The following is a 19,695-nucleotide window of genomic DNA, read 5'->3' as shown; positions in this document are numbered from 1 at the left end:
CTCCTTATTTCATATATTTTTTGATAAACTGACTTAATGTTTGTTTAAAGTCATCGTTTTCAACAAGTTCATATAAGTATTTTTCATCTTTTAAGACAAACAATACTTTTTCTCCTCTATTTTTATTATATAGCGGATAAACCATCTTTAATGGTACAAAATCGTCATCTTTTGCATGAAAATACAATGTAGGTATATCATTGTGTCTAACATATTTTGTTGTATTTTCTTTTAAATCAATATGCACAGCTTTTTTTATATGACGTGCAATAATTGAAATTGCTGGATATTTTGAAATCTTATAATCTGCTTCTAAACGATATCCAATAATATCATATGCTGACGTATAAGCCCCATCTGAAATAATAGCTTCAACATTTTTTAAAACATGTCTACCTGAAGCATTTAAAATTGTATTTGCTCCTTGTTCTTTACCATACATTAATATTTTATGATCTTTCCCATAAGTTTCTAATAGGTACTTATTCCAACATACTAAATCATTGACATCCTTGATTCCAAATCCTCTAATATAACCATCACTTTGTCCATGTGCACAAGCATCTATTAATAAGATTTGTGCTTCTGGCAAATGGTCTTCAAAATATGGAACATATAATTGCATATCTTTTGCTTGTAAACCAAATGGATGTAAAATTAAAACTGTCATTTGAGGGTTTTCTTTAGGAATCAAAATTCCTCTTAATTGAATATCTTGATCATTTTTTATATAAATATTTTGACTATTGAATTTTGTTTCTAAAATACTTGGTCTATCTTCTTGTTTATGATGTCTGTATAATAATTTTTTTGCATATTTTTTGGATAATGTGTAAACAGATGCTGCTGCAGTAGAAACACCTCCTAAAACTAATAATCCTTTAATTGCTGTTTTATTATTCTTTACCATCTGAATATTCCTCCTTATATTCTTCCATTAATAATCTATTAATATTAGCTACCTGTTCAAATGAAGTAAGACGATATTCATCATGATTCATCCTTGCTGCATAGAAACGAATTGCTTTTTCTAATTCCAAACGCATAATTTCTTTATATTCTGGTGGAAATGTTGAAATTGGAAAACATACAAATAAGAATGTATTATAATCTTTTGAAAATAAATCGATAAGTAAATCATATCCTTCTATTTCTAAAATTCTATTTCCTATTTCTTTTTGTAAATCATGATTAGCAAAAGTCAACACATCATTCATTACAAAACGTAGAATATCTTCACATGCATCGATATATTGTTCATGATTATTTTGATAAAGTGATTTTAGATATAAAGTAACAATATTATTATCTAGTTTATCCGGATTTAATCTTTCAAAATGATTGAATAATCTTTCGGCAACTTCATTATTTAATAAAATGAAATTTCCAAATTCTTTTATAATCGAAAGTGTAAATCTTGGCATTTGACATAAACGCTCAAAAATTTCTAATAGTTCATCTTTTGTTGATTTAAAGAAACCATCTATATGATTTGTCATCTTTTTTATTGTTTCTTTAAAGTAATTTAAATGAAATTGATATTCTGTATCTAGATACTTAGCATTAACTCCATCCCATTCATATTCATATAGAATCTTATCTAGTAGCAATGCAATTGAATCCATAAATTTTTTATAGTTTTTATTGTATAGCAATCTATCTAAATAAGGATCAAAGAATGTATAAAATTCATCAACAGTTTCTTGATTTGTTCCTGAATGATACTCTAAATAATCCAAGATATTTCGATAATCTAATGGTTCTAAAACTGTTTCCACAGGATGTGTTTCTATAAAATGTTCAAAAACATGACAATGTAAGATCGTATTAAATTGATTGAAATAAAGTATTTTATTTAAAGCATCTTTAATAATATATTCTTGTTCTTGTTCATGAAGATTAACTGAAAATGTTGGAACTATCTCGTCTCCAGAATAATCAATCGTTACAAATACATCAATTGCTTTAAATTGAATATCTAAAATATAGTAATGAAACTTATGTTCAAATTTTTTTGTCTTTACTGCACTATGACATCTATATTTCCCTATATATGTGCTTTTATGTGTTTCTAAATATTTCTCAATACATTTTCTTGCCATTATTTTCTCTCCTTTATATTTTTATTTTACCATTTTTGATTATTGATGAAAACAAAAAAAGGAAATCATCTAAGAGTTTCCTTTTAATATCTTATTTATAAATATTGTAAAAATTTATAAAATAAAATTCATTTCCCAGGAAATATGAAATATTTTGTTCTATTTATAAAAAACCTCGTGTAAATATAATCCTTGTGGTTTTGCCTTAAATAAACATTTCTTTTTCCCTTTACTTCTTAATAACTCTTCTAAGAATTCTTTAGTTATTCGATGAGCTCCTACTTGAATAAGACCACCTACTAAGTGTCTTACCATATATCTTCTAAAACCGTTACCTATAAGTTTAAAAGTAACAATTCCTTGATTATTCTCAATTTCAATTTTATAAAGTGTCCTAATTGTATTACCATATTGATCAACTGCACAAAATGAAGCAAAGTCATGTTCCCCAATAAAAATTTGTGCTGCATCTCTCATTGCATCTATATCTAATTCTCTTCCATATTGATAGATATAATTTGTTTCAAAAGGAGAGTAATCATTCATACTTAAAAGATAATGATATTCTTTTTTTACTGCAGAATAACGACTATGAAAATTTTCATCGACTAAAGAACTATCTATAATATAAATATCATTTGGTAAAAAATGATTAATGGCTCTTTTCCATTGCTTTTCTGGCATGTCTCTTAAAGTGTCAAAATGAAAGACTTGTCTTCTTCCATGAACTTTAGCATCAGTTCTCCCACTTGCATGAATGATAATATTTTCATCTTTACATATATTTTTAATAGCTTTTTGAATTTCACCTTGTACTGTTCTAAATTGATTTTGAACCTGAAATCCATGGAATTTACTTCCATCATAACTTACAATACATTTTATTCTATTCATTACATAAAACTCATTATAATCACTCCACAACAAACAAATAATGTTATTAACATAGCAATTGTATCTAATTGTGCCCATGTCAAAACTTTATATTTAGTTCGTGTTGCTTCTGGATTATAATTTCTACTTTCCATAGCATTAGCAAGTTCTTCTGCTCTTTGAAAAGCAGAAATAAATAAAGGAATAATTAAAGAAATAATTGATTTAATTTTTTCCATAAAACTTCCTTCGTTAAAATCAGCTCCTCGACTTGCTTGAGCTTTCATAATTCTTTTAGCTTCTTCTAATAAATCAGGGATAAACCTTAACGCAATTGAAATCATCATTGCTAATTCATGAACAGGAAAATGAAATCTTTTCAAAGGATTTAATAAACTTTCAATAGCAAGTGTCAATTCTAGCGGTTTCGTTGTAGATGTCATTAAAGTTGTTAAAGTAATAATTAATACAAGTCTTATAAAAATATAAGCTGTTTGTAATAAAGCCCCTGAATAAATACTTATATTTCCTATTTTTACAATAACATCTCCTGTTTTCATTAAAAAGATGTTAAAAATCATCAAAAACAGCATCATAAAAAGCATTGGTTTAATTGCTTTTAAAATATGTGATAGCTTAATTTTAGAAAATAATGAACATATTAAAACATAAATTGCTAGAATTCCATATCCAACAAAACCTGCATCAAAGAAAACAGATATTAAAAATATGAATACTGCGCATATTTTTAATCTTGGATCTAAACGATGAATAAGAGAATTTCCTGGAATATATTTACCAAAAGTCATATTATCCATGAAGTTCACCTCCTATTGCTTCTACTAAATCATTAATGTTATTAATAGAGGTATCAATATGATATCCGTTTTGATTTAATTGAATGATCAAATTTGTGATTAATGGTAAATCAATTCCTAAATTTAACAAATAATCACTATCTAAAAATACATCCTTCACTTTTCCTGATTTTTCAACTTGTCCATCACTCATGACAACAACATTCTCACAATATTCTAGAACATGATTCATGTCATGAGTTACTAAAATAACTGTTTTTCCCATTTCATGAATTTTTTTAAATAAATCCATCATTTCTCTAATACCAGAAGGATCTAATCCTGCTGTTGGCTCATCTAAAACAAGAATATCTGGATCCATAGCAAGAATACCAGCAATTGCTACTCTACGTTTTTGACCACCTGATAAATCAAATGGAGATTTAGTTAAATACGACTGATCTAATCCTACCATTTCTAGTGATTTTTTAGCAATTTCTTTTGCTTTATTTTCTTCTATTCCAAAATTCATTGGACCAAACATAATATCTCTTTCAATTGTTTCTTCAAAAAGTTGATATTCTGGAAATTGAAAAACTAATCCAGATTTTTTTCTTAAATTTTTTAAATTTTGAGGTTTATCATTATATGAAATAATATAATCATCTATTTTTATTTCACCACTTGTAGGTAATAACAAAGCATTTATATGTTGTATAAGTGTTGACTTTCCACTACCAGTTTGACCTATAATGGCTGTAAATGAACCCTGTTCTATTTTTAAATTCACATTTTTTAGTGCGTAATATTCGAAAGGTGTATTATATCCATAAATATGTTCTAAATTTTTGCAAGTAATTGACATAATTGTTTCTCCAATTCTTCAATGTCTAATGTATCTTCAATTTGATACCCTTTTTCTTTTAATTTTCTTGCGATTTTTAATGAAAAAGGAATATCCAATTTTAATTCTTTTAATAATTTTTCATTTGATAATATTTTTTGAGGTTTATCACAATCAACAATTTCTCCTTTATTTAAAAGAATAACTCGGTCCGCATTTTTTGCTTCTTCAATATCATGAGTAATTGAAATGATTGTCATATTATTTTGCTTTTTTAATTCCCTTACTAATTCATTTATTTCTTTTCTACCTCGTGGATCTAACATACTTGTTGCTTCATCTAAAATAATGATTGATGGATTCATTGCTAAAATTCCTGCAATAGCAACCCTTTGTTTTTGACCACCAGATAATTTAGTTGGTTCATGATCTAAAAAATTTTCCATTCTTACTACCTTAGAATATTTATCAATAAGCTCATCCATTTTTTCTCTTGGAACACAAATATTTTCTAATCCAAATGCAATATCATCTCGCACAGTAGCTCCTATAAATTGATTATCTGGATTTTGAAAAACAATTCCTATTTTTTCTCTGACTTTGTATAAATTTTCTAAATTCAATTGATAATCATCAACAATAATTTCTCCAGATTTTTTTTCTAATAATCCAATAAGTAACTTAGCAATCGTACTTTTACCACTTCCATTATGTCCTAAAATAGCAACATATTCACCTTTATGAATTTGAAAAGAAATATCATGAATTGTTTTTAGCCCTGGTTCATATTCAAAACATAAATTTTTAACTTTTATTATATCTTCCATTGTCTTCTCCTCATGAATGTGTTTAGTTCATTCTATAATTTATAAAGAAACAAGTCAAATAAAAAAAGGACTGAATCTCTTCAGTCCCACATCATTATTTAGTTAATGATAAGATTGCCATTGGTGCATTATCACCTTTACGGTTATAAGTTTTTAAGATAGTAGTATATCCACCATTAACATCTTTAAATTTAGGTGCAACGTCATCAAATAAGATTTGTACAGCTGTTTTTCCAGTTGCTTCATCAACAACTTTGTGCATATCAGCAGCAGCTTGTCTTCTTGCATGTAAGTCTCCACGTTTACCTAAAGTAATTAATTCATCAACAACACTACGAACTTCTTTAGCTCTTGTTACAGTTGTTTCAACTTTTCCGTTTACAATAACTTCAGTAGCTAAACTACGTAACATAGATTTTCTAATATCTGAAGTGCGTCCTAATTTTCTATTTTTAGCCATGAGATTAACGCTCCTTTTCGAGTATTCTGAATTAATCGATAGGTTTAAATCCTAAACCTAATTCGATTAATTTTTCTTTAACTTCTTTTAATGATTTTTTACCTAAGTTTCTTACTTTAATCATATCATCTTCTGATTTAGAAGCAAGATCTTGAACTGTTTGAATACCAGCTCTCTTTAAACAGTTGTATGAACGAACAGATAAATCTAATTCTTCGATTGTCATATCTAATACTTTATTTGTTGTATCATTTTGAGTTTCAGACATAACTTCCATGTTTTTAGCCATATCAGTCAATTCAACAAACATATTTAAATGTTCAACTAAAATTTTTGCTGCTAATGAAATAGCTTCAAATGGTTTTAGTGAACCATTAGTTTCAACTTCTAATACTAATTGATCATACTTAGCACTTTCTCCAACACGAGTTGGTTCTACAGAGTAAGCAACTTTTTCAATTGGTGAATAGATTGAATCTGTTGGAATAACACCAAGAGTGTTGATATTTACTTTATTTTGATCAGCAGACACATATCCACGATCTTTTTTAGCAAATAATTCCATATATAAGTGACCACCTTCTGCAACATGTGCAATTACCATGTCATTAGAAATCATTTTGACTTCAGCAGGACATTGAATATCAGCACCTGTTACAGTAGCAGGACCTTTTACATCAATAATCATTGTAGCAGTGTCTTCACTGTCTACATCAAAAACTAATTTCTTAATATTTAAAATCATTGCTGTGACATCTTCAACGACACCATCAATTGCAGAAAATTCATGAATTGCTCCTTGAACTTTGATTGCATAAACAGCAGAACCTGGTAAAGAAGAAAGTAAAACTCTTCTTAAGGCATTACCTAAAGTAGTTCCGAATCCTCTTTCTAATGGTTCAATGACAAATTTTGCATAATTTTCTGTTTCGTCATAATGATCAATATTAAAGTTTGCTTTTTCGAATTTATGCATATGTTCCCTCCTCTATAGGAATGTTTTGTATTCTAATTTACTACAATAATACTATCCACGAGGACGTTTTGGTGGACGACAACCGTTATGTGGAATTGGTGTTACATCATTAATTGAAGTAACTTCTAATCCAGCAGCTTGTAAAGCTCTAACTGCTGCTTCACGTCCTGGTCCTGGACCTTTTACATTTACATCTACAGTTTTTACTCCATGTTCCATAGAAGCTTTAGCTGCAGCTTCTGATGCCATTTGTGCAGCAAATGGTGTTGATTTTCTTGATCCTTTGAAACCTAAAGCTCCAGCACTTGACCAAGTTAATACGTTACCATGTTCATCAGTAATTGTTACAATAGTATTATTGAAAGTAGAATGAACGTGTGCAACACCTTTTGCAATATTTTTTCTTACACGTTTTTTACCACGTGTTTGTTTTACTCTAGCCATTTCCTTTCAACCTCCTATTATTTTTTCTTTCCTGCGATTGGTCTAGCTTTACCCTTACGAGTTCTAGCATTAGTTTTAGTTTTTTGACCACGAACAGGAAGTCCTTTACGGTGACGCATACCTCTGTAGCTTCCGATTTCCATTAAACGTTTGATGTTTAATTGAACTTCTCTACGTAAGTCACCTTCAACTTTAATTTTTTCAACTTCTTTTCTGATTTTTGTAACTTCTTCTTCAGTTAAATCTTTAACTCTTACATCTTCACTGATACCAGCAGCTTTTAAGATTTCTTTAGCTGTAGATTTACCGATACCATATACATAAGTTAATGAGATAACAACACGCTTATCACGTGGGATATCTACACCTGCAATACGAGCCATTTTATTTCCTCCTAAATACTAACCTTGTCTTTGTTTATGTTTTGGGTTTTCGCAAATAATCATTACGCGCCCTTTTCTTTTAATTACTCTGCATTTATCACACATTGGTTTTACAGATGGTCTTACCTTCATCCTGTCTACCTCCTTTTGGAAGATTTTTTATTTATGTCTAAATGTAATTCGCCCACGTGTTAAATCATATGGAGATATTTCAACGGTAACTCTATCCCCCGGTAAAATGCGAATGTAGTGCATACGGATTTTACCAGAAACGTGAGCAAGAATTTCCACTCCATTTTCTAAAGCTACTTTAAACATTGCATTTGGTAATGTTTCTAAAACTGTAGCTTCTACTTCAATAACGTCATCTTTTTTTGCCATCGTTCTTCAACTCCTTTTATTAAAGTTTTGTAAGAATTCTATAACCGCCATCAGTAATGACGATTGTATGTTCATAATGAGCAGCTAATGAATGATCTTTTGTAATAACAGTCCATCCATCATCAAGAGTAACTGTTTCTTTAGCTCCTAAGTGTGCCATTGGCTCAATAGCCAAACACATTCCTTTTTTAAGTCTAGGACCTCTTCCAGGCGCACCATAATTAGGAACTGCAGGATCTTCATGAACATTAGTACCAATTCCATGCCCTGTATAATCACGTGGAGTTGTACAATTGTTCTTTGTAAGATATTCTTCAATTGCATGTGAAATATCTGAAAGTCTAACTCCTGGTTTAACTTGTTCTAATCCAGCGTACAAAGCATTTTCACAAACAGTCATAAGTCTTTTTGTTTCACTGCTTACATTTCCTACTGCATAAGTCCAAGCACTGTCACCATGATATCCTTTGTAACATGCCCCAACATCAACTGAAATAACATCTCCATCTTTTAGCTTTCTATTACTAGGTATTCCATGCACTACAACTTCATTAATCGAAGTACATACACTATTTGGAAAACCATAAAGATGTAGAAAGGAAGGTGTTGCACCATGTTCCCTAATTATTTTATCACAAATTTGGTCAATTTCGTTAGTAGTTATTCCTGGTACAATAACTTCTTTCAATTTTTCATGAACTAAAGCAACAATTCTACCAGCTTCAGTCATTAATTCAATTTCTCTCTCATCTTTAGTAATTATCATTAATAAACCTCCAGGCTTTCATCGATATCTTAAAGACGTTAATTATAACTTCTTAACTTTGATAACTGCTTCTTCAAAATTAATTTATTTCTTTAGATATTTATGAATCCATAAAAGAAATCATTATTATTTACGAATATAACCATGATATTCTTTTCTAGTAATATATGTTTTGATTTGTTTTACTGTTTCAAGTGCAACTCCTGTAACGATAATCAAACCAGTACCACCAAGTGATAGGCTTGCATTTTCAGTTTGTGTCCAAATTATTGGAGTAATAATTGGAATTGCTGCGATAATACATAAAGTAAGTGATCCTGCAACAGTAACTTGATTAAGAACTCGTTTAATATAGTTCTTAGTTTCAATACCAGTTCTTACACCAGGTATTGATCCACCATTTTTCTTCAAATCATCACTAATTTTTTCAGCATCAATTTGTAAGTTTGAATAAAAGAAAGTAAATCCTATAATCATTAAAATATATAAACAGAATCCAACTGGTTCTTGATAATTAAATATAGTATTTATCATCTTAGTTGTACTAGATGCTTTCATGAAACTTACTATTGTTCTTGGTGCTGCTAGTACTGAAGAAGCAAAGATTACTGGTAAAACACCTGAACTATTAATTTTAATAGGCATATGTGTTTGTTCCCTAGTTCTCATTGTTACACTTGTACTAGATGCATAATTGACTGGGACCTTTCTAATTGCACCTTCAGTAAATACTACAAAGACTACAATTGAAAGATAAACCACAACAAATAATACATACCAAGCAATATCTAACCACATTCCACTATCATAAGTGACGAGGTTATCATAAGTTGTTAAGAATGCATTTGGTAAGTTAGAAACAATACCAGTAAAGATTAATAATGAAACCCCATTACCAATTCCTTTTTGAGTAATTTGATCACCTAACCAAATAGCTAACATACTTCCAGCCATCATAATGAGCACTACATAAATATATGACCAGATTGAAGTATCAACTAATATATTATAACTTGTATCAAAGGCATAAGTTAAAACTCCACCTTGTAATGCAGCTAATAATAAAGTTAATACACGAGTAACACGGTCTTTTTTCTTCTTACCAGTGTTACCTTCTTTACGCCAGCGTGTTAACGCTGGAATAACATCCATTGATAATAATTCAATTATAATAGATGATGTAATGTATGGTGAAACACCTAATGCGAAAAGAGAAAATCTTTCCAAGGTACCTCCACCAAGCAAATTCATGATTCCGAAAATACCATTTGTAGCATCACTACTACTTAATGAACCCACATTAACACCTGGAATTGTAATTCCTGCACCTAAACGGTACACGAATAAAATTCCAAGTGTGAAAATGACTTTTCGACGAAGTTCACCCTTTTTGAATACGTTCTTCAAAAAAGTTAACATCTTAAATCACCTCAGTTTTTCCACCTGCAGCTTCAATTGCGGCAACAGCTGATTTAGAGAATTTGGCAGCTTGAACAGTTAATTTCTTTTCAATAGCTCCATTTCCTAATACTTTAACACCATCTAATTCTTTTTTGATGATTCCTGCTTCTTTTAACGCAGCAGCGTTAACTGTTGCACCATCTTCAAATTTATTTAAAGTTTCAAGATTTACGATAGCATATTCTTTACGAGTATAGTTTGTAAATCCTCTCTTAGGTAAACGCATGAATAATGGAGTTTGTCCACCTTCGAATCCTGGTTTTTTACCTCCACCAGATCTAGCTCCTTGACCTTTTTGACCTCTACCTGCTGTTTTACCATTACCTGAACTAGTACCACGTCCAACACGTTTTCTTGCTTTACGAGCACCTTCAGTATATTGTAATTCGTGAAGTTTCATAGTTACACCTCCTATTATTTTTCTTCTACTGTTACTAGGTGTCCAACTACTCTGATCATACCTTGAGTAGTAGGGTTGTTTTCTAATTCAACAGTTTTATTAATTTTAGTTAATCCTAAAGCTTTAAGAGTCATTCTTTGTTTTGGTAAGCAACCAATTGGACTCTTTTTAAGTGTAATACTTACTTTTGCCATTTTGTTTGCCTCCTATCCAAAAATTTCATCAACAGTTTTTTCTCTTAATTCTGCAACTTCATTAACTGTTTTTAATGAAGCTAATCCTTGCATTGTTGCTCTTACCATATTGATTGGAGTTCTAGAACCAATACATTTAGATAAGATATCACGGTAACCAGCTAATTCTACAACAGCACGAACTGGTCCACCAGCGATGATTCCAGTACCTTGAGATGCTGGTTTAATAAATACATTTCCTGATCCATAAACACCGTTTACTTCATGAGGAATAGTACCATTTACAGAAGGTACTTTGATAACATTACGTTTTGCATTTTCACATGCTTTTCTAATTGCATCAGGTACTTCGTTAGCTTTACCAGTACCAAATCCAACTCTACCTTTTCTATCTCCAATAACAACTAAAGCAGCAAAACGCATTCTACGTCCACCTTTTACTACTTTTGTTACACGGTTAATAGTAACAACACGTTCTTCAAATTCTTTTTCTTCTCTTCTTGGTGCTCTTCTTTGACCATTTCTTCTTGGTTTTCTTTCACCATTGTTAGTTCTTGGTTTACGTTGTTCCATATTGACCTCCTTCTAGAATTCTAATCCAGCTTCTCTAGCAGCTTCTGCTAATGCTTTTACACGACCATGATAAATATATCCACCACGATCAAATACAACATTTTTAATTTCTTTTGCGATTGCTCTTTCAGCAATTTCTTTTCCTACTGCAGTTGCAGCAGCAATGTTTCCACCGTTTTCTAATTTCATTTCAACGCTTGATGCGCTAACTAATGTAACACCATTGACATCATCAATAATTTGAGCGTGAATATGAGCATTTGAACGGAAAACATTTAAACGTGGACATTCTGGAGTTCCACTAATTTTTCTACGAACTCTAGCATGACGTTTTAAACGTACATCATTACGAGATTGTAATTTAGCCATAAAGATAGCTCCTTTCTTACTCTTAAACTACTTCTTACCAGCAGTTTTTCCTTCTTTTCTGATGATTCTTTCATCACTATATTTAATACCTTTTCCTTTATATGGTTCAGGTTTTTTCTTAGATCTAATTAATGCAGCCATTTGACCAACACGTTCTTTATCAATTCCAGAAACCACGATAGTATTTGGGTTTGGAGTTTCAACTTTTACTCCTTCTTCAGCTTCGATTTCTACTTGATGAGAGAAACCAATATTTAATACTAATGTATTTCCTTTCATTTGACCACGGTATCCAATACCAACGATTTCTAATGTTTTAGAATATCCATTGTGAACACCTTCGATCATGTTAGCAAGTAAAGCTCTTGTTGTACCATGTAATTGTTTTACATGTTTTTCTTCACTACTTCTTACTACAGTAATTTCATTTCCTTCTTGTTTAAATGAAATTGCTGGAGAAAATTGTTTCACTAAAGTCCCTTTTGATCCAGTAACTGTTACTGTGTTATCTTCAGCGATTTCAACAGTTACTCCTTCAGGTACAGTGATAATTTTATTACCGATACGAGACATCAGTTATACCTCCTGTATAATTTTTTTATTACCAGATATATGCTAATACTTCTCCACCAACTTGTTTAGCTCTAGCTTCTTTATCAGTCATTAAACCTTGAGAAGTTGATAGAATTACAATACCTAAACCATTTAATACTCTAGGAATTTCGTTTACTTTTGCATATACACGTAATCCTGGTTTAGAAATTCTTTTTAAATCAGTGATTACTTTATCTTTTCCTCTATATTTTAAAGTGATAATAATGTTTGATTCAGCACCTTCGCCTTCAACTTTATATCCTTTAATGAATCCTTCATTTTTTAAGATTTCAGCAATTCCAACTTTTAATGTAGATGTAGGAATACTTACTTCTTCTTTTAACGTGTTATTTGCGTTACGGATTCTTGTTAACATATCTGCAATTGGATCTGTCATTACCATTTGCGTGTCCTCCTTCCAATACGGATTATTTTATCATTACCAACTTGCTTTTTTTACACCAGGAATTTCACCTTTATAAGCTAATTCACGGAAGCAAATTCTGCAAAGTTTGAACTTTCTAATTACTGAATGTGGTCTACCACAACGTTCACAACGTGTGTATTCACGTACTTTATATTTTTGAGGACGTTGTTGTTTCACTTTCATTGATGTTTTAGCCATTTATAAGTCCTCCTTATTTATGGAAAGGCATTCCTAATTGAGCTAATAACTCATGACCTTCTTCATCAGTTTTAGCTGTTGTTACGAATACGATATCCATTCCTCTTAATTTGTTTACTTTATCAAAATCAATTTCAGGGAAGATTAATTGTTCTTTAATACCTAAAGTATAGTTTCCTCTTCCATCAAATGAGTTATTTGATACACCTCTAAAGTCTCTTACACGAGGTAAAGATACATTTACTAATTTATCTAAAAATTCATACATTCTTTCACCACGTAAAGTGACTTTACAACCGATTGCTTGACCTTCTCTTAATTTGAAACCAGCAATTGATTTTTTAGCTCTAGTGACAACTGGTTTTTGACCAGTAATTAATGTTAATTCATTAACTGCATCATCTAATAATTTTGAATTAGATACTGCATCACCAACACCAATATTTAATACGATTTTTTCGATTTTTGGTGCTTGCATTTTAGAAGAATAATTGAATTTTTCCATTAACGACTTAACTACTTCGTTTTCATAACGTTCTTGTAAACGATTCATTTGCTATCTCCTTTCAATTATTTCTTTTTCTTAGAATCAACTTCTGCACCTGTTTTTTTGTTAACACGTACTTTAGTTTTCTTTCCATTTTCATCTACAGATACTTTATATCCTAATTTAACTGCAGATTTTGATTTTGAATCATAGAATGCAACATTAGAAACATGAATTGGAGCTTCTTTGTTAACAATTCCACCTTCAGGATCAGCTTGTGAAGGTTTAACATGTTTTGTTACCATGTTTACTCCTTCAACGATTACTCTTTCTTCTTTAGCAAGAACTTGTAACACTTCACCTGTCTTACCTTTATCTTTACCTGCGATAACTACAACAGTATCACCAACACGGATTTTCATGTGCCACGCCTCCTTATAATACTTCTGGAGCTAATGATACGATTTTCATGAAATCAGCATCTCTTAACTCTCTTGCAACTGGTCCAAAGATACGAGTCCCTCTTGGAGACTTGTCATCTCTGATAATAACACAAGCGTTATCATCGAATTTAATGTAAGAACCGTTTTCACGTCCTACTGCATATTTAGTTCTAACGATAACAGCTTTTACTACTTCACCTTTTTTAACAGTACCATTTGGAGCTGCTTGTTTAACTGTTGCTACAACAACATCTCCAATACTACTTGTTTTTCTATTTGACCCACCTAAGTTACGAATTACTAATACTTCTTTAGCACCAGTATTATCAGCAACTTTAAGTCTACTTTCGTTTTGAATCATTCCGGTTACCTCCTTTTAGAGTTTATTAAACTGTTTCTGCTTTTTTTACGATTTCTACTAAACGGAAACGTTTTGTAGCAGATAATGGTCTTGTTGACATGATTTTAACTGTATCTCCAACTTGAGCAGCGTTGTTTTCATCATGTGCATGAAATTTTGTAGATGATTTCATACGTTTACCATATAACTTATGTTTTACATGTGTTTCAACTAGCACTGTAATAGTTTTATCCATTTTAGTAGATACAACTGTACCAGTATAAACTTTACGATTATTTCTTTCCATTTGTATCTCCTCCTATTGGTTTAATTCTCTTTCTCTAATCACTGTTTTAATACGAGCGATTGTTTTACGAACTTGTCTAATACGTGCAGTGTTTTCTAATTGTCCTGTAGCTTGTTGGAATCTTAATCCAAAAAGCTCTTTTTTGTATTCTTCAACTTTAGCTAATAAAGCTTCAGTATCTAATTCTCTAATTTCTTGCGCTGTCATAACTATTCACCCTTTCCAATGATTTTACATTTAATAGGTAATTTATGAGATGCAAGTCTTAAAGCTTCTCTTAATGTAGCTTCATCTAAACCAGCAACTTCAAATAATACTCTACCAGTTTTAACTACTGCTACCCATTCTTCTGGAGAACCTTTACCTGATCCCATACGTACTTCTAATGGTTTTTTAGTTTTAGCTAAGTGAGGGAAAATTCTAATCCATACTTTACCACCACGGTTCATATAACGGTTGATGGCAATACGTGCTGCTTCAATTTGACGAGAAGTAATCCAAGCACCTTCAGTTGCTACTAAACCAAATTCACCAAATGATACTTTGTCTCCACCTTTAGTTCTACCTTCGTAGCTAACACGGTGAGGTCTTCTGTATTTTGTTCTTTTAGGCATCAACATGATTATTTATCCCCTTTCTTTTTTTCAGGAAGGATTTCTCCCTTACAAATCCAAACTTTAACTCCTAATTTACCATAAGTTGTATCTGCTTCTGCAGTCGCATAATCGATATCAGCTCTTAAAGTATGAAGAGGGACATTCCCTTCAGAGTAACCTTCAGCACGAGCCATATCAGCTCCACCTAAACGTCCTGAAACATTAGTTTTAATTCCTTTAGCTCCTGCTCTTATTGCTCTTTGAATAGCACGTTTTTGAACAGTTCTAAAAGATGCACGATTTTCTAATTGTTCTGCAATGTTATTTGCTACTAATTGAGCAACAACATCTGGATTTTTAATTTCAACAATGTTAATGAAAACTTGTTTACTACTTACTAATTTAGATACTTCTTTTCTTAAAGCATCTACTGCTTCACCATCTTTACCGATAACTACACCAGGTCTAGATGTGTGAACAAAAATTGTTACACGATTTTTTGATCTTTCGATTTCAACTTTTGCTACTGAAGCTGTTTTAAGTTTTTTAAGAATATAATCACGAACTTTAATATCTTCATGTAATAAACCAGCGAAATCTTGATCGTTTGCGTACCATCTTGAATCCCAATTACGGTTAACACCAACACGTAAACCTACTGGACTTACTTTTTGACCCATTCTAGTACCTCCTATCTTTCATCAACCACACAAGTAATGTGGCATGTTCTTTTTAAAATTCTTGTTCCGCTACCTTTAGCTCTTGCAGCGAATCTTTTTAAAATTGGACCTTCATCAACGAAGATTGCTTTAACATATAATTTTTCTGCATCTGCATCATTGTTATATACAGCGTTTTGTGCTGCAGATTTAACAACTTTTGAGATTGCAGGAGAAGCAGCTTTATTAGTATATTCTAAGATACCAAGTGCTTCTTTAACTGTTTTACCTCTTACTAAATCAACTACTAATCTTGCTTTTTGAGGTGATACACGAATTGTTTTAGCTACTGCTTTTGCTTCCATGTTCTATTCTCCTCTCTATTTCTTTCCTTTTTTATCGTCAGCATCATGACCATGGAAAGTTCTAGTTGGAGCGAATTCTCCTAATTTATGACCAACCATGTCTTCAGTAACGTAAACAGGAATATGTTCTTTTCCGTTATATACTGCAAATGTATGTTCGATAAATTGAGGGAAGATTGTTGAACGTCTTGACCAAGTTTTGATAACTTCTTTTTTACCTGATTCATTTAATGCTTCTACTTTTTTCATTAAATGAGCATCAACAAATGGTCCCTTTTTTAAACTACGTGCCATTTTTTCTTTCCTCCTTATTATTTACCATTGCGACGACGTACAATTAATTTAGTCGAAGCTTTTTTGTTCTTTCTAGTTTTAACACCCATAGCTTTTTTACCCCAAGGAGTCATTGGTGCTTTACGTCCGATAGAAGTTCTACCTTCCCCACCACCATGAGGGTGATCATTAGGGTTCATTACAGAACCACGAACTGTAGGTCTAATACCTTTCCATCTCATACGTCCTGCTTTACCATAGTTTACTAAACCATGATCTTCATTTCCTACTACACCAACTGTAGCTCTACATACTGATAATAATTTTCTTACTTCACCAGATGCAAGTCTTACAGTTACATATTTTCCTTCTTTACCTAAGATTTGAGCAGACACACCAGCAGATCTTGCGATTTGTCCACCTTTACCAGGTTGCATTTCAATATTGTGAATTACAGTACCTTCAGGCATATTTCCCATTGGTAATGCATTACCAACTTTGATATCTGCTTCTTCACCAGAAATGATTTCCATTCCTACTTCTAACCCTTTTGGAGCTAAAATATATCTTTTTTCACCATCTACATAATTAATTAATGCGATGTTTGCTGATCTGTTTGGATCATATTCAATAGTTGCAACTTTACCTGGGATATTATCTTTATTTCTTTTGAAATCGATAATACGGTATTTTTGTTTGTGTCCACCACCATGATGACGAGTTGTGATCACACCTTGGTTGTTACGTCCACCTTTTTTAGATTTTTTTGCAACTAAAGATTTTTCAGGTTTATTAGTTGTAATTTCTTCATAAGTTAATGAAGTCATATTACGACGACCGTTAGTCACTGGCTTATAAGTTTTGATTGCCATCTTTAGTTTCCTCCTATTTTTCTTATCTGGAACGAGTTATTCCAATATTTTATCAATTAATCTTCATCAAAATAATTGATTGTGCTTCCTTCAGCTAATTTAACGATAGCTTTTCTTCTTTTGTTAGTTTTACCTTCATATCTACCCATTCTTTTAGCTTTAGGTTTAACATTCATAATGTTAACTTTTTCAACTTTTACATTGAATAAAGTTTCAACTGCGATTTTAACTTCAGTTTTGTTAGCATTTAAATCCACATCAAATGTGTATTTATTTTCTTCAGTTTGAAGAGCTAATGACTTTTCAGTAAGTACTGGTTTTTTTAATACATCTGTCATGTGTGCCATTATGCTAATACCTCCTCAACAGCTTTGATTGCAGCTTCAGTCATAATTAACTTATCACTGTTTAAGATATCATAAACATTAACATGTTTAGCATCTAATAACTTAACTCCTGGAATATTGCTTGCTGATTTTTCAACATTTAATGTGATTTCATCAACAACGATTAATGTTTTTACTGGAGCGTTTAAGTTTTCTAATACTTTAACCATTTGTTTAGTTTTTGGAGCTTCGAATGAAATTCCATCGATTGCTGTAAATTCATTATCTTGAACTTTTGAAGATAATGCTGATTTTAAAGCTAATCTTCTAACTTTACGGTTTAATTTGAATTTATAACTTCTTGGTGTAGGACCAAAGACAACTCCTCCACCTCTCCATTGTGGAGCACGTGTTGAACCTTGTCTAGCTCTACCTGTACCTTTTTGACGCCATGGTTTTCTTCCACCACCAGCAACTTCAGTACGGTTTTTAACTTTATGTGTACCTTGTCTTAAAGATGCTCTTTGTAATAAGACCATATCGAACATAGCTTGTTTATGTGGTTCAATACCGAAAACTGCTTCATTTAATTCTAAGTCTTTAACTTCTGCACCTTCTTGGTTAAATACTTTTACGTTAAGCATTCTCATTTCCTCCTTCTTCAAATTATTCTGCAGCAGCTGTTTCTACAGCTTCTTCTACTACAGTTTCTTCAACTTCTTCTGGAGTGTAATCTACTAATTCATGTACTGGATTTACTTGACCAGCTTTTTTGATAGCAGTTTTAACAACAACTAAACCTTTTTTAGGTCCTGGTACTGAACCTTTGATTAATAATAAGTTGTTTTCTGGATCTACTGCTACAACTTCTAAGTTTTGAATTGTACGAGTTACATGTCCCATTTGTCCTGGTAATTTTTTACCTGGAGCGATTCTGTTTGGAGCGATTGGTCCCATTGAACCAACAATTCTATGAGCTCCTGAACCATGTCCTTTAGGACCAATGTGTTGTCCATGTCTCTTAATAACACCTTGATAACCTTTACCTTTTGAAGTTCCTGTTACATCTACAACTTCACCAGCTACGAAGCTATCAACAGTAATTTTATCTCCAACTTCATAACTCATCATTTCGTCAAAACGAAATTCTTTAATGAAGCGCTTAGGAGCTGTGTTAGCTTTGTTTGCAATTCCTTTTTCAGCTTTGTTTGCTAATTTTTCTCTTTTATCTTCAAAACCAACTTTAACAGCATCATAACCATCAGTTGCAACTGTTTTCTTTTGTAATACTACGTTTTCAGTAGCTTCTACAACAGTAACAGGGATTAAAACACCATCAGTTGTGAAGACTTGAGTCATTCCAATCTTACGACCTAAGATTCCTTTCATGAGTTACACCTTTTACCTTTCTTATAATTTAATTTCAATATCTACACCACTAGGTAATTCTAATCTAGTTAAAACATCAACTGTTTCTGGTGTAGGATTCACAATGTCGATTAAACGTTTGTGAGTTCTAATTTCAAATTGTTCACGTGAATCTTTATATTTGTGAACAGCTCTAAGGATTGTATATATTTCCTTTTCAGTAGGTAATGGTACTGGACCAACTACTTGAGCACCTGATTTTTTTGCAGAAGAAATAATTTTTTCTGCTGAAGCATCTAGAATTTTATGATCAAATGATTTTAATCTAATTCTAATTTTATTATTTGCCATGATATTCTCTCCTTTCAAATTCATATAGGATTTGATCCACTCGTTACGAATTACCTGAAACATGCCGTTTCATGACAACGCTTTTCGGTGTTTCAGCAACCTCGCACTTCTTCGTGACATCAACATCGGTATTATATGATAATTATACCCATTATGCAATACTTTTTTTGATTTTTTTTAATTTTTTTTCTTAATTAACCATCTGACACATGTGCATAGTATGGTTCGGATAAATTGAG

At 31.5% G+C, this 19,695-nt stretch carries 35 protein-coding genes; all 35 read right to left on the bottom strand.

The window, feature by feature from the left end; translation table 11 throughout:
* Positions 1–4 precede the first annotated feature (4 nt).
* The gene (locus ACLVEP_RS07965) at positions 5–910 is read right to left on the bottom strand and encodes an alpha/beta hydrolase (RefSeq protein WP_412297115.1); all 906 of its coding nucleotides are present in this window, start codon (positions 908–910) and stop codon (positions 5–7) included.
* On the bottom strand, positions 897–2,102 hold the full coding sequence (locus ACLVEP_RS07960) for a hypothetical protein (RefSeq protein WP_412584026.1): 1,206 nt from the start codon (positions 2,100–2,102) through the stop codon (positions 897–899). The genes ACLVEP_RS07965 and ACLVEP_RS07960 overlap by 14 nt, the downstream gene beginning before the upstream one ends.
* Positions 2,103–2,261: 159 nt before the next feature.
* Positions 2,262–2,996, bottom strand: coding sequence for a tRNA pseudouridine(38-40) synthase TruA (gene truA, locus ACLVEP_RS07955; protein WP_412584024.1), 735 nt, complete (start codon positions 2,994–2,996; stop codon positions 2,262–2,264).
* A complete protein-coding gene (locus tag ACLVEP_RS07950) occupies positions 2,996–3,793 on the bottom strand; it encodes an energy-coupling factor transporter transmembrane component T family protein (protein ID WP_412584021.1) in 798 nt (265 codons plus the stop codon). The genes truA and ACLVEP_RS07950 overlap by 1 nt, the downstream gene beginning before the upstream one ends.
* Complete coding sequence (locus ACLVEP_RS07945) at positions 3,786–4,637, bottom strand: energy-coupling factor transporter ATPase (RefSeq protein WP_317999516.1); 852 nt, start codon at positions 4,635–4,637, stop codon at positions 3,786–3,788. Before ACLVEP_RS07945 ends, ACLVEP_RS07950 begins: the two co-directional genes overlap by 8 nt.
* On the bottom strand, positions 4,613–5,443 hold the full coding sequence (locus ACLVEP_RS07940) for an energy-coupling factor transporter ATPase (protein WP_412584018.1): 831 nt from the start codon (positions 5,441–5,443) through the stop codon (positions 4,613–4,615). The genes ACLVEP_RS07945 and ACLVEP_RS07940 overlap by 25 nt, the downstream gene beginning before the upstream one ends.
* A 94-nt stretch (positions 5,444–5,537) precedes the next feature.
* The gene (rplQ, locus tag ACLVEP_RS07935) at positions 5,538–5,903 is read right to left on the bottom strand and encodes a 50S ribosomal protein L17 (RefSeq protein ID WP_317999514.1); all 366 of its coding nucleotides are present in this window, start codon (positions 5,901–5,903) and stop codon (positions 5,538–5,540) included.
* Between the two features lie 31 nt (positions 5,904–5,934).
* Positions 5,935–6,879 carry a DNA-directed RNA polymerase subunit alpha gene (locus tag ACLVEP_RS07930; protein WP_317999513.1) on the bottom strand — a complete coding sequence of 315 codons (945 nt, stop codon included), beginning with the start codon at positions 6,877–6,879 and terminating at the stop codon, positions 5,935–5,937.
* 51 nt (positions 6,880–6,930) lie between these two features.
* Positions 6,931–7,323, bottom strand: a complete 393-nt coding sequence (gene rpsK / locus ACLVEP_RS07925) for a 30S ribosomal protein S11 (RefSeq protein ID WP_022001371.1) — start codon at positions 7,321–7,323, stop codon at positions 6,931–6,933.
* Between the two features lie 17 nt (positions 7,324–7,340).
* Positions 7,341–7,706, bottom strand: coding sequence for a 30S ribosomal protein S13 (gene rpsM, locus ACLVEP_RS07920; RefSeq protein ID WP_317999512.1), 366 nt, complete (start codon positions 7,704–7,706; stop codon positions 7,341–7,343).
* Between the two features lie 18 nt (positions 7,707–7,724).
* Positions 7,725–7,838, bottom strand: a complete 114-nt coding sequence (gene rpmJ, locus ACLVEP_RS07915; protein WP_022001369.1) for a 50S ribosomal protein L36 — start codon at positions 7,836–7,838, stop codon at positions 7,725–7,727.
* A 27-nt stretch (positions 7,839–7,865) separates the two neighbouring features.
* On the bottom strand, positions 7,866–8,087 hold the full coding sequence (gene infA / locus ACLVEP_RS07910) for a translation initiation factor IF-1 (protein ID WP_022001368.1): 222 nt from the start codon (positions 8,085–8,087) through the stop codon (positions 7,866–7,868).
* Between the two features lie 19 nt (positions 8,088–8,106).
* On the bottom strand, positions 8,107–8,853 hold the full coding sequence (map, locus tag ACLVEP_RS07905; protein ID WP_412584016.1) for a type I methionyl aminopeptidase: 747 nt from the start codon (positions 8,851–8,853) through the stop codon (positions 8,107–8,109).
* A gap of 126 nt (positions 8,854–8,979) precedes the next feature.
* The gene (gene secY, locus ACLVEP_RS07900) at positions 8,980–10,272 is read right to left on the bottom strand and encodes a preprotein translocase subunit SecY (protein WP_412584014.1); all 1,293 of its coding nucleotides are present in this window, start codon (positions 10,270–10,272) and stop codon (positions 8,980–8,982) included.
* 1 nt (position 10,273) lies between these two features.
* Positions 10,274–10,714: a 50S ribosomal protein L15 gene (gene rplO, locus ACLVEP_RS07895; RefSeq protein ID WP_022001365.1), complete on the bottom strand. Its 441-nt coding sequence runs from the start codon at positions 10,712–10,714 to the stop codon at positions 10,274–10,276.
* Between the two features lie 14 nt (positions 10,715–10,728).
* Positions 10,729–10,908: a 50S ribosomal protein L30 gene (rpmD, locus tag ACLVEP_RS07890; protein ID WP_412584012.1), complete on the bottom strand. Its 180-nt coding sequence runs from the start codon at positions 10,906–10,908 to the stop codon at positions 10,729–10,731.
* 12 nt (positions 10,909–10,920) lie between these two features.
* Positions 10,921–11,481 (bottom strand): 30S ribosomal protein S5, encoded by a 561-nt coding sequence (gene rpsE, locus ACLVEP_RS07885; protein WP_412584010.1) that lies wholly within the window; start codon positions 11,479–11,481, stop codon positions 10,921–10,923.
* Between the two features lie 12 nt (positions 11,482–11,493).
* Complete coding sequence (rplR, locus tag ACLVEP_RS07880) at positions 11,494–11,850, bottom strand: 50S ribosomal protein L18 (protein WP_022001362.1); 357 nt, start codon at positions 11,848–11,850, stop codon at positions 11,494–11,496.
* A gap of 27 nt (positions 11,851–11,877) precedes the next feature.
* Positions 11,878–12,423, bottom strand: coding sequence for a 50S ribosomal protein L6 (gene rplF / locus ACLVEP_RS07875; protein ID WP_412584008.1), 546 nt, complete (start codon positions 12,421–12,423; stop codon positions 11,878–11,880).
* 28 nt (positions 12,424–12,451) lie between these two features.
* The gene (rpsH, locus tag ACLVEP_RS07870; protein ID WP_022001360.1) at positions 12,452–12,847 is read right to left on the bottom strand and encodes a 30S ribosomal protein S8; all 396 of its coding nucleotides are present in this window, start codon (positions 12,845–12,847) and stop codon (positions 12,452–12,454) included.
* A 36-nt stretch (positions 12,848–12,883) separates the two neighbouring features.
* Positions 12,884–13,069: a type Z 30S ribosomal protein S14 gene (locus tag ACLVEP_RS07865; RefSeq protein WP_003536834.1), complete on the bottom strand. Its 186-nt coding sequence runs from the start codon at positions 13,067–13,069 to the stop codon at positions 12,884–12,886.
* 13 nt (positions 13,070–13,082) lie between these two features.
* A complete protein-coding gene (rplE, locus tag ACLVEP_RS07860; protein WP_412584006.1) occupies positions 13,083–13,622 on the bottom strand; it encodes a 50S ribosomal protein L5 in 540 nt (179 codons plus the stop codon).
* A 17-nt stretch (positions 13,623–13,639) separates the two neighbouring features.
* Positions 13,640–13,978, bottom strand: a complete 339-nt coding sequence (rplX, locus tag ACLVEP_RS07855) for a 50S ribosomal protein L24 (RefSeq protein WP_032089445.1) — start codon at positions 13,976–13,978, stop codon at positions 13,640–13,642.
* Positions 13,979–13,991: 13 nt separating this feature from the next.
* On the bottom strand, positions 13,992–14,360 hold the full coding sequence (rplN, locus tag ACLVEP_RS07850; protein WP_032089444.1) for a 50S ribosomal protein L14: 369 nt from the start codon (positions 14,358–14,360) through the stop codon (positions 13,992–13,994).
* 25 nt (positions 14,361–14,385) lie between these two features.
* Complete coding sequence (gene rpsQ / locus ACLVEP_RS07845; protein WP_412584004.1) at positions 14,386–14,646, bottom strand: 30S ribosomal protein S17; 261 nt, start codon at positions 14,644–14,646, stop codon at positions 14,386–14,388.
* Between the two features lie 12 nt (positions 14,647–14,658).
* On the bottom strand, positions 14,659–14,853 hold the full coding sequence (gene rpmC / locus ACLVEP_RS07840; RefSeq protein WP_022001355.1) for a 50S ribosomal protein L29: 195 nt from the start codon (positions 14,851–14,853) through the stop codon (positions 14,659–14,661).
* A gap of 2 nt (positions 14,854–14,855) precedes the next feature.
* The gene (rplP, locus tag ACLVEP_RS07835; RefSeq protein WP_022001354.1) at positions 14,856–15,266 is read right to left on the bottom strand and encodes a 50S ribosomal protein L16; all 411 of its coding nucleotides are present in this window, start codon (positions 15,264–15,266) and stop codon (positions 14,856–14,858) included.
* 2 nt (positions 15,267–15,268) lie between these two features.
* The gene (gene rpsC / locus ACLVEP_RS07830; RefSeq protein ID WP_412584003.1) at positions 15,269–15,922 is read right to left on the bottom strand and encodes a 30S ribosomal protein S3; all 654 of its coding nucleotides are present in this window, start codon (positions 15,920–15,922) and stop codon (positions 15,269–15,271) included.
* Positions 15,923–15,933: 11 nt separating this feature from the next.
* Positions 15,934–16,266 carry a 50S ribosomal protein L22 gene (gene rplV, locus ACLVEP_RS07825; RefSeq protein WP_022001352.1) on the bottom strand — a complete coding sequence of 111 codons (333 nt, stop codon included), beginning with the start codon at positions 16,264–16,266 and terminating at the stop codon, positions 15,934–15,936.
* Between the two features lie 15 nt (positions 16,267–16,281).
* The gene (gene rpsS / locus ACLVEP_RS07820; protein WP_022001351.1) at positions 16,282–16,560 is read right to left on the bottom strand and encodes a 30S ribosomal protein S19; all 279 of its coding nucleotides are present in this window, start codon (positions 16,558–16,560) and stop codon (positions 16,282–16,284) included.
* Between the two features lie 17 nt (positions 16,561–16,577).
* Complete coding sequence (gene rplB / locus ACLVEP_RS07815) at positions 16,578–17,411, bottom strand: 50S ribosomal protein L2 (protein ID WP_412584001.1); 834 nt, start codon at positions 17,409–17,411, stop codon at positions 16,578–16,580.
* A 56-nt stretch (positions 17,412–17,467) separates the two neighbouring features.
* Positions 17,468–17,758 (bottom strand): 50S ribosomal protein L23, encoded by a 291-nt coding sequence (gene rplW / locus ACLVEP_RS07810; RefSeq protein ID WP_412583999.1) that lies wholly within the window; start codon positions 17,756–17,758, stop codon positions 17,468–17,470.
* A complete protein-coding gene (gene rplD, locus ACLVEP_RS07805; protein WP_022001348.1) occupies positions 17,758–18,381 on the bottom strand; it encodes a 50S ribosomal protein L4 in 624 nt (207 codons plus the stop codon). Before rplD ends, rplW begins: the two co-directional genes overlap by 1 nt.
* 22 nt (positions 18,382–18,403) lie before the next feature.
* On the bottom strand, positions 18,404–19,126 hold the full coding sequence (gene rplC / locus ACLVEP_RS07800) for a 50S ribosomal protein L3 (protein ID WP_412583998.1): 723 nt from the start codon (positions 19,124–19,126) through the stop codon (positions 18,404–18,406).
* A 21-nt stretch (positions 19,127–19,147) separates the two neighbouring features.
* Positions 19,148–19,456: a 30S ribosomal protein S10 gene (gene rpsJ / locus ACLVEP_RS07795; protein ID WP_412583996.1), complete on the bottom strand. Its 309-nt coding sequence runs from the start codon at positions 19,454–19,456 to the stop codon at positions 19,148–19,150.
* Between the last annotated feature and the right edge of the window lie 239 nt (positions 19,457–19,695).

Source organism: Faecalibacillus sp. (assembly GCF_047023275.1).
Classification (GTDB): Bacteria; Bacillota_I; Bacilli_A; order Erysipelotrichales; family Coprobacillaceae; genus Faecalibacillus.
The sequence above is the reverse complement of the archived record's forward strand: the minus strand, read 5'-3'. Positions and strand labels throughout refer to the sequence as shown.

Coding starts and splice junctions, on each gene's coding strand:
- ACLVEP_RS07965 (WP_412297115.1), bottom strand. CDS start 910: ATGGTAAAGAATAATAAAACAGCAATTAAAGGATTATTAGTTTTAGGA.
- ACLVEP_RS07960 (WP_412584026.1), bottom strand. CDS start 2,102: ATGGCAAGAAAATGTATTGAGAAATATTTAGAAACACATAAAAGCACA.
- truA (WP_412584024.1), bottom strand. CDS start 2,996: ATGAATAGAATAAAATGTATTGTAAGTTATGATGGAAGTAAATTCCAT.
- ACLVEP_RS07950 (WP_412584021.1), bottom strand. CDS start 3,793: ATGGATAATATGACTTTTGGTAAATATATTCCAGGAAATTCTCTTATT.
- ACLVEP_RS07945 (WP_317999516.1), bottom strand. CDS start 4,637: ATGTCAATTACTTGCAAAAATTTAGAACATATTTATGGATATAATACA.
- ACLVEP_RS07940 (WP_412584018.1), bottom strand. CDS start 5,443: ATGGAAGATATAATAAAAGTTAAAAATTTATGTTTTGAATATGAACCA.
- rplQ (WP_317999514.1), bottom strand. CDS start 5,903: ATGGCTAAAAATAGAAAATTAGGACGCACTTCAGATATTAGAAAATCT.
- ACLVEP_RS07930 (WP_317999513.1), bottom strand. CDS start 6,879: ATGCATAAATTCGAAAAAGCAAACTTTAATATTGATCATTATGACGAA.
- rpsK (WP_022001371.1), bottom strand. CDS start 7,323: ATGGCTAGAGTAAAACAAACACGTGGTAAAAAACGTGTAAGAAAAAAT.
- rpsM (WP_317999512.1), bottom strand. CDS start 7,706: ATGGCTCGTATTGCAGGTGTAGATATCCCACGTGATAAGCGTGTTGTT.
- rpmJ (WP_022001369.1), bottom strand. CDS start 7,838: ATGAAGGTAAGACCATCTGTAAAACCAATGTGTGATAAATGCAGAGTA.
- infA (WP_022001368.1), bottom strand. CDS start 8,087: ATGGCAAAAAAAGATGACGTTATTGAAGTAGAAGCTACAGTTTTAGAA.
- map (WP_412584016.1), bottom strand. CDS start 8,853: ATGATAATTACTAAAGATGAGAGAGAAATTGAATTAATGACTGAAGCT.
- secY (WP_412584014.1), bottom strand. CDS start 10,272: ATGTTAACTTTTTTGAAGAACGTATTCAAAAAGGGTGAACTTCGTCGA.
- rplO (WP_022001365.1), bottom strand. CDS start 10,714: ATGAAACTTCACGAATTACAATATACTGAAGGTGCTCGTAAAGCAAGA.
- rpmD (WP_412584012.1), bottom strand. CDS start 10,908: ATGGCAAAAGTAAGTATTACACTTAAAAAGAGTCCAATTGGTTGCTTA.
- rpsE (WP_412584010.1), bottom strand. CDS start 11,481: ATGGAACAACGTAAACCAAGAACTAACAATGGTGAAAGAAAACCAAGA.
- rplR (WP_022001362.1), bottom strand. CDS start 11,850: ATGGCTAAATTACAATCTCGTAATGATGTACGTTTAAAACGTCATGCT.
- rplF (WP_412584008.1), bottom strand. CDS start 12,423: ATGTCTCGTATCGGTAATAAAATTATCACTGTACCTGAAGGAGTAACT.
- rpsH (WP_022001360.1), bottom strand. CDS start 12,847: ATGGTAATGACAGATCCAATTGCAGATATGTTAACAAGAATCCGTAAC.
- ACLVEP_RS07865 (WP_003536834.1), bottom strand. CDS start 13,069: ATGGCTAAAACATCAATGAAAGTGAAACAACAACGTCCTCAAAAATAT.
- rplE (WP_412584006.1), bottom strand. CDS start 13,622: ATGAATCGTTTACAAGAACGTTATGAAAACGAAGTAGTTAAGTCGTTA.
- rplX (WP_032089445.1), bottom strand. CDS start 13,978: ATGAAAATCCGTGTTGGTGATACTGTTGTAGTTATCGCAGGTAAAGAT.
- rplN (WP_032089444.1), bottom strand. CDS start 14,360: ATGATTCAAAACGAAAGTAGACTTAAAGTTGCTGATAATACTGGTGCT.
- rpsQ (WP_412584004.1), bottom strand. CDS start 14,646: ATGGAAAGAAATAATCGTAAAGTTTATACTGGTACAGTTGTATCTACT.
- rpmC (WP_022001355.1), bottom strand. CDS start 14,853: ATGACAGCGCAAGAAATTAGAGAATTAGATACTGAAGCTTTATTAGCT.
- rplP (WP_022001354.1), bottom strand. CDS start 15,266: ATGTTGATGCCTAAAAGAACAAAATACAGAAGACCTCACCGTGTTAGC.
- rpsC (WP_412584003.1), bottom strand. CDS start 15,922: ATGGGTCAAAAAGTAAGTCCAGTAGGTTTACGTGTTGGTGTTAACCGT.
- rplV (WP_022001352.1), bottom strand. CDS start 16,266: ATGGAAGCAAAAGCAGTAGCTAAAACAATTCGTGTATCACCTCAAAAA.
- rpsS (WP_022001351.1), bottom strand. CDS start 16,560: ATGGCACGTAGTTTAAAAAAGGGACCATTTGTTGATGCTCATTTAATG.
- rplB (WP_412584001.1), bottom strand. CDS start 17,411: ATGGCAATCAAAACTTATAAGCCAGTGACTAACGGTCGTCGTAATATG.
- rplW (WP_412583999.1), bottom strand. CDS start 17,758: ATGGCACACATGACAGATGTATTAAAAAAACCAGTACTTACTGAAAAG.
- rplD (WP_022001348.1), bottom strand. CDS start 18,381: ATGCTTAACGTAAAAGTATTTAACCAAGAAGGTGCAGAAGTTAAAGAC.
- rplC (WP_412583998.1), bottom strand. CDS start 19,126: ATGAAAGGAATCTTAGGTCGTAAGATTGGAATGACTCAAGTCTTCACA.
- rpsJ (WP_412583996.1), bottom strand. CDS start 19,456: ATGGCAAATAATAAAATTAGAATTAGATTAAAATCATTTGATCATAAA.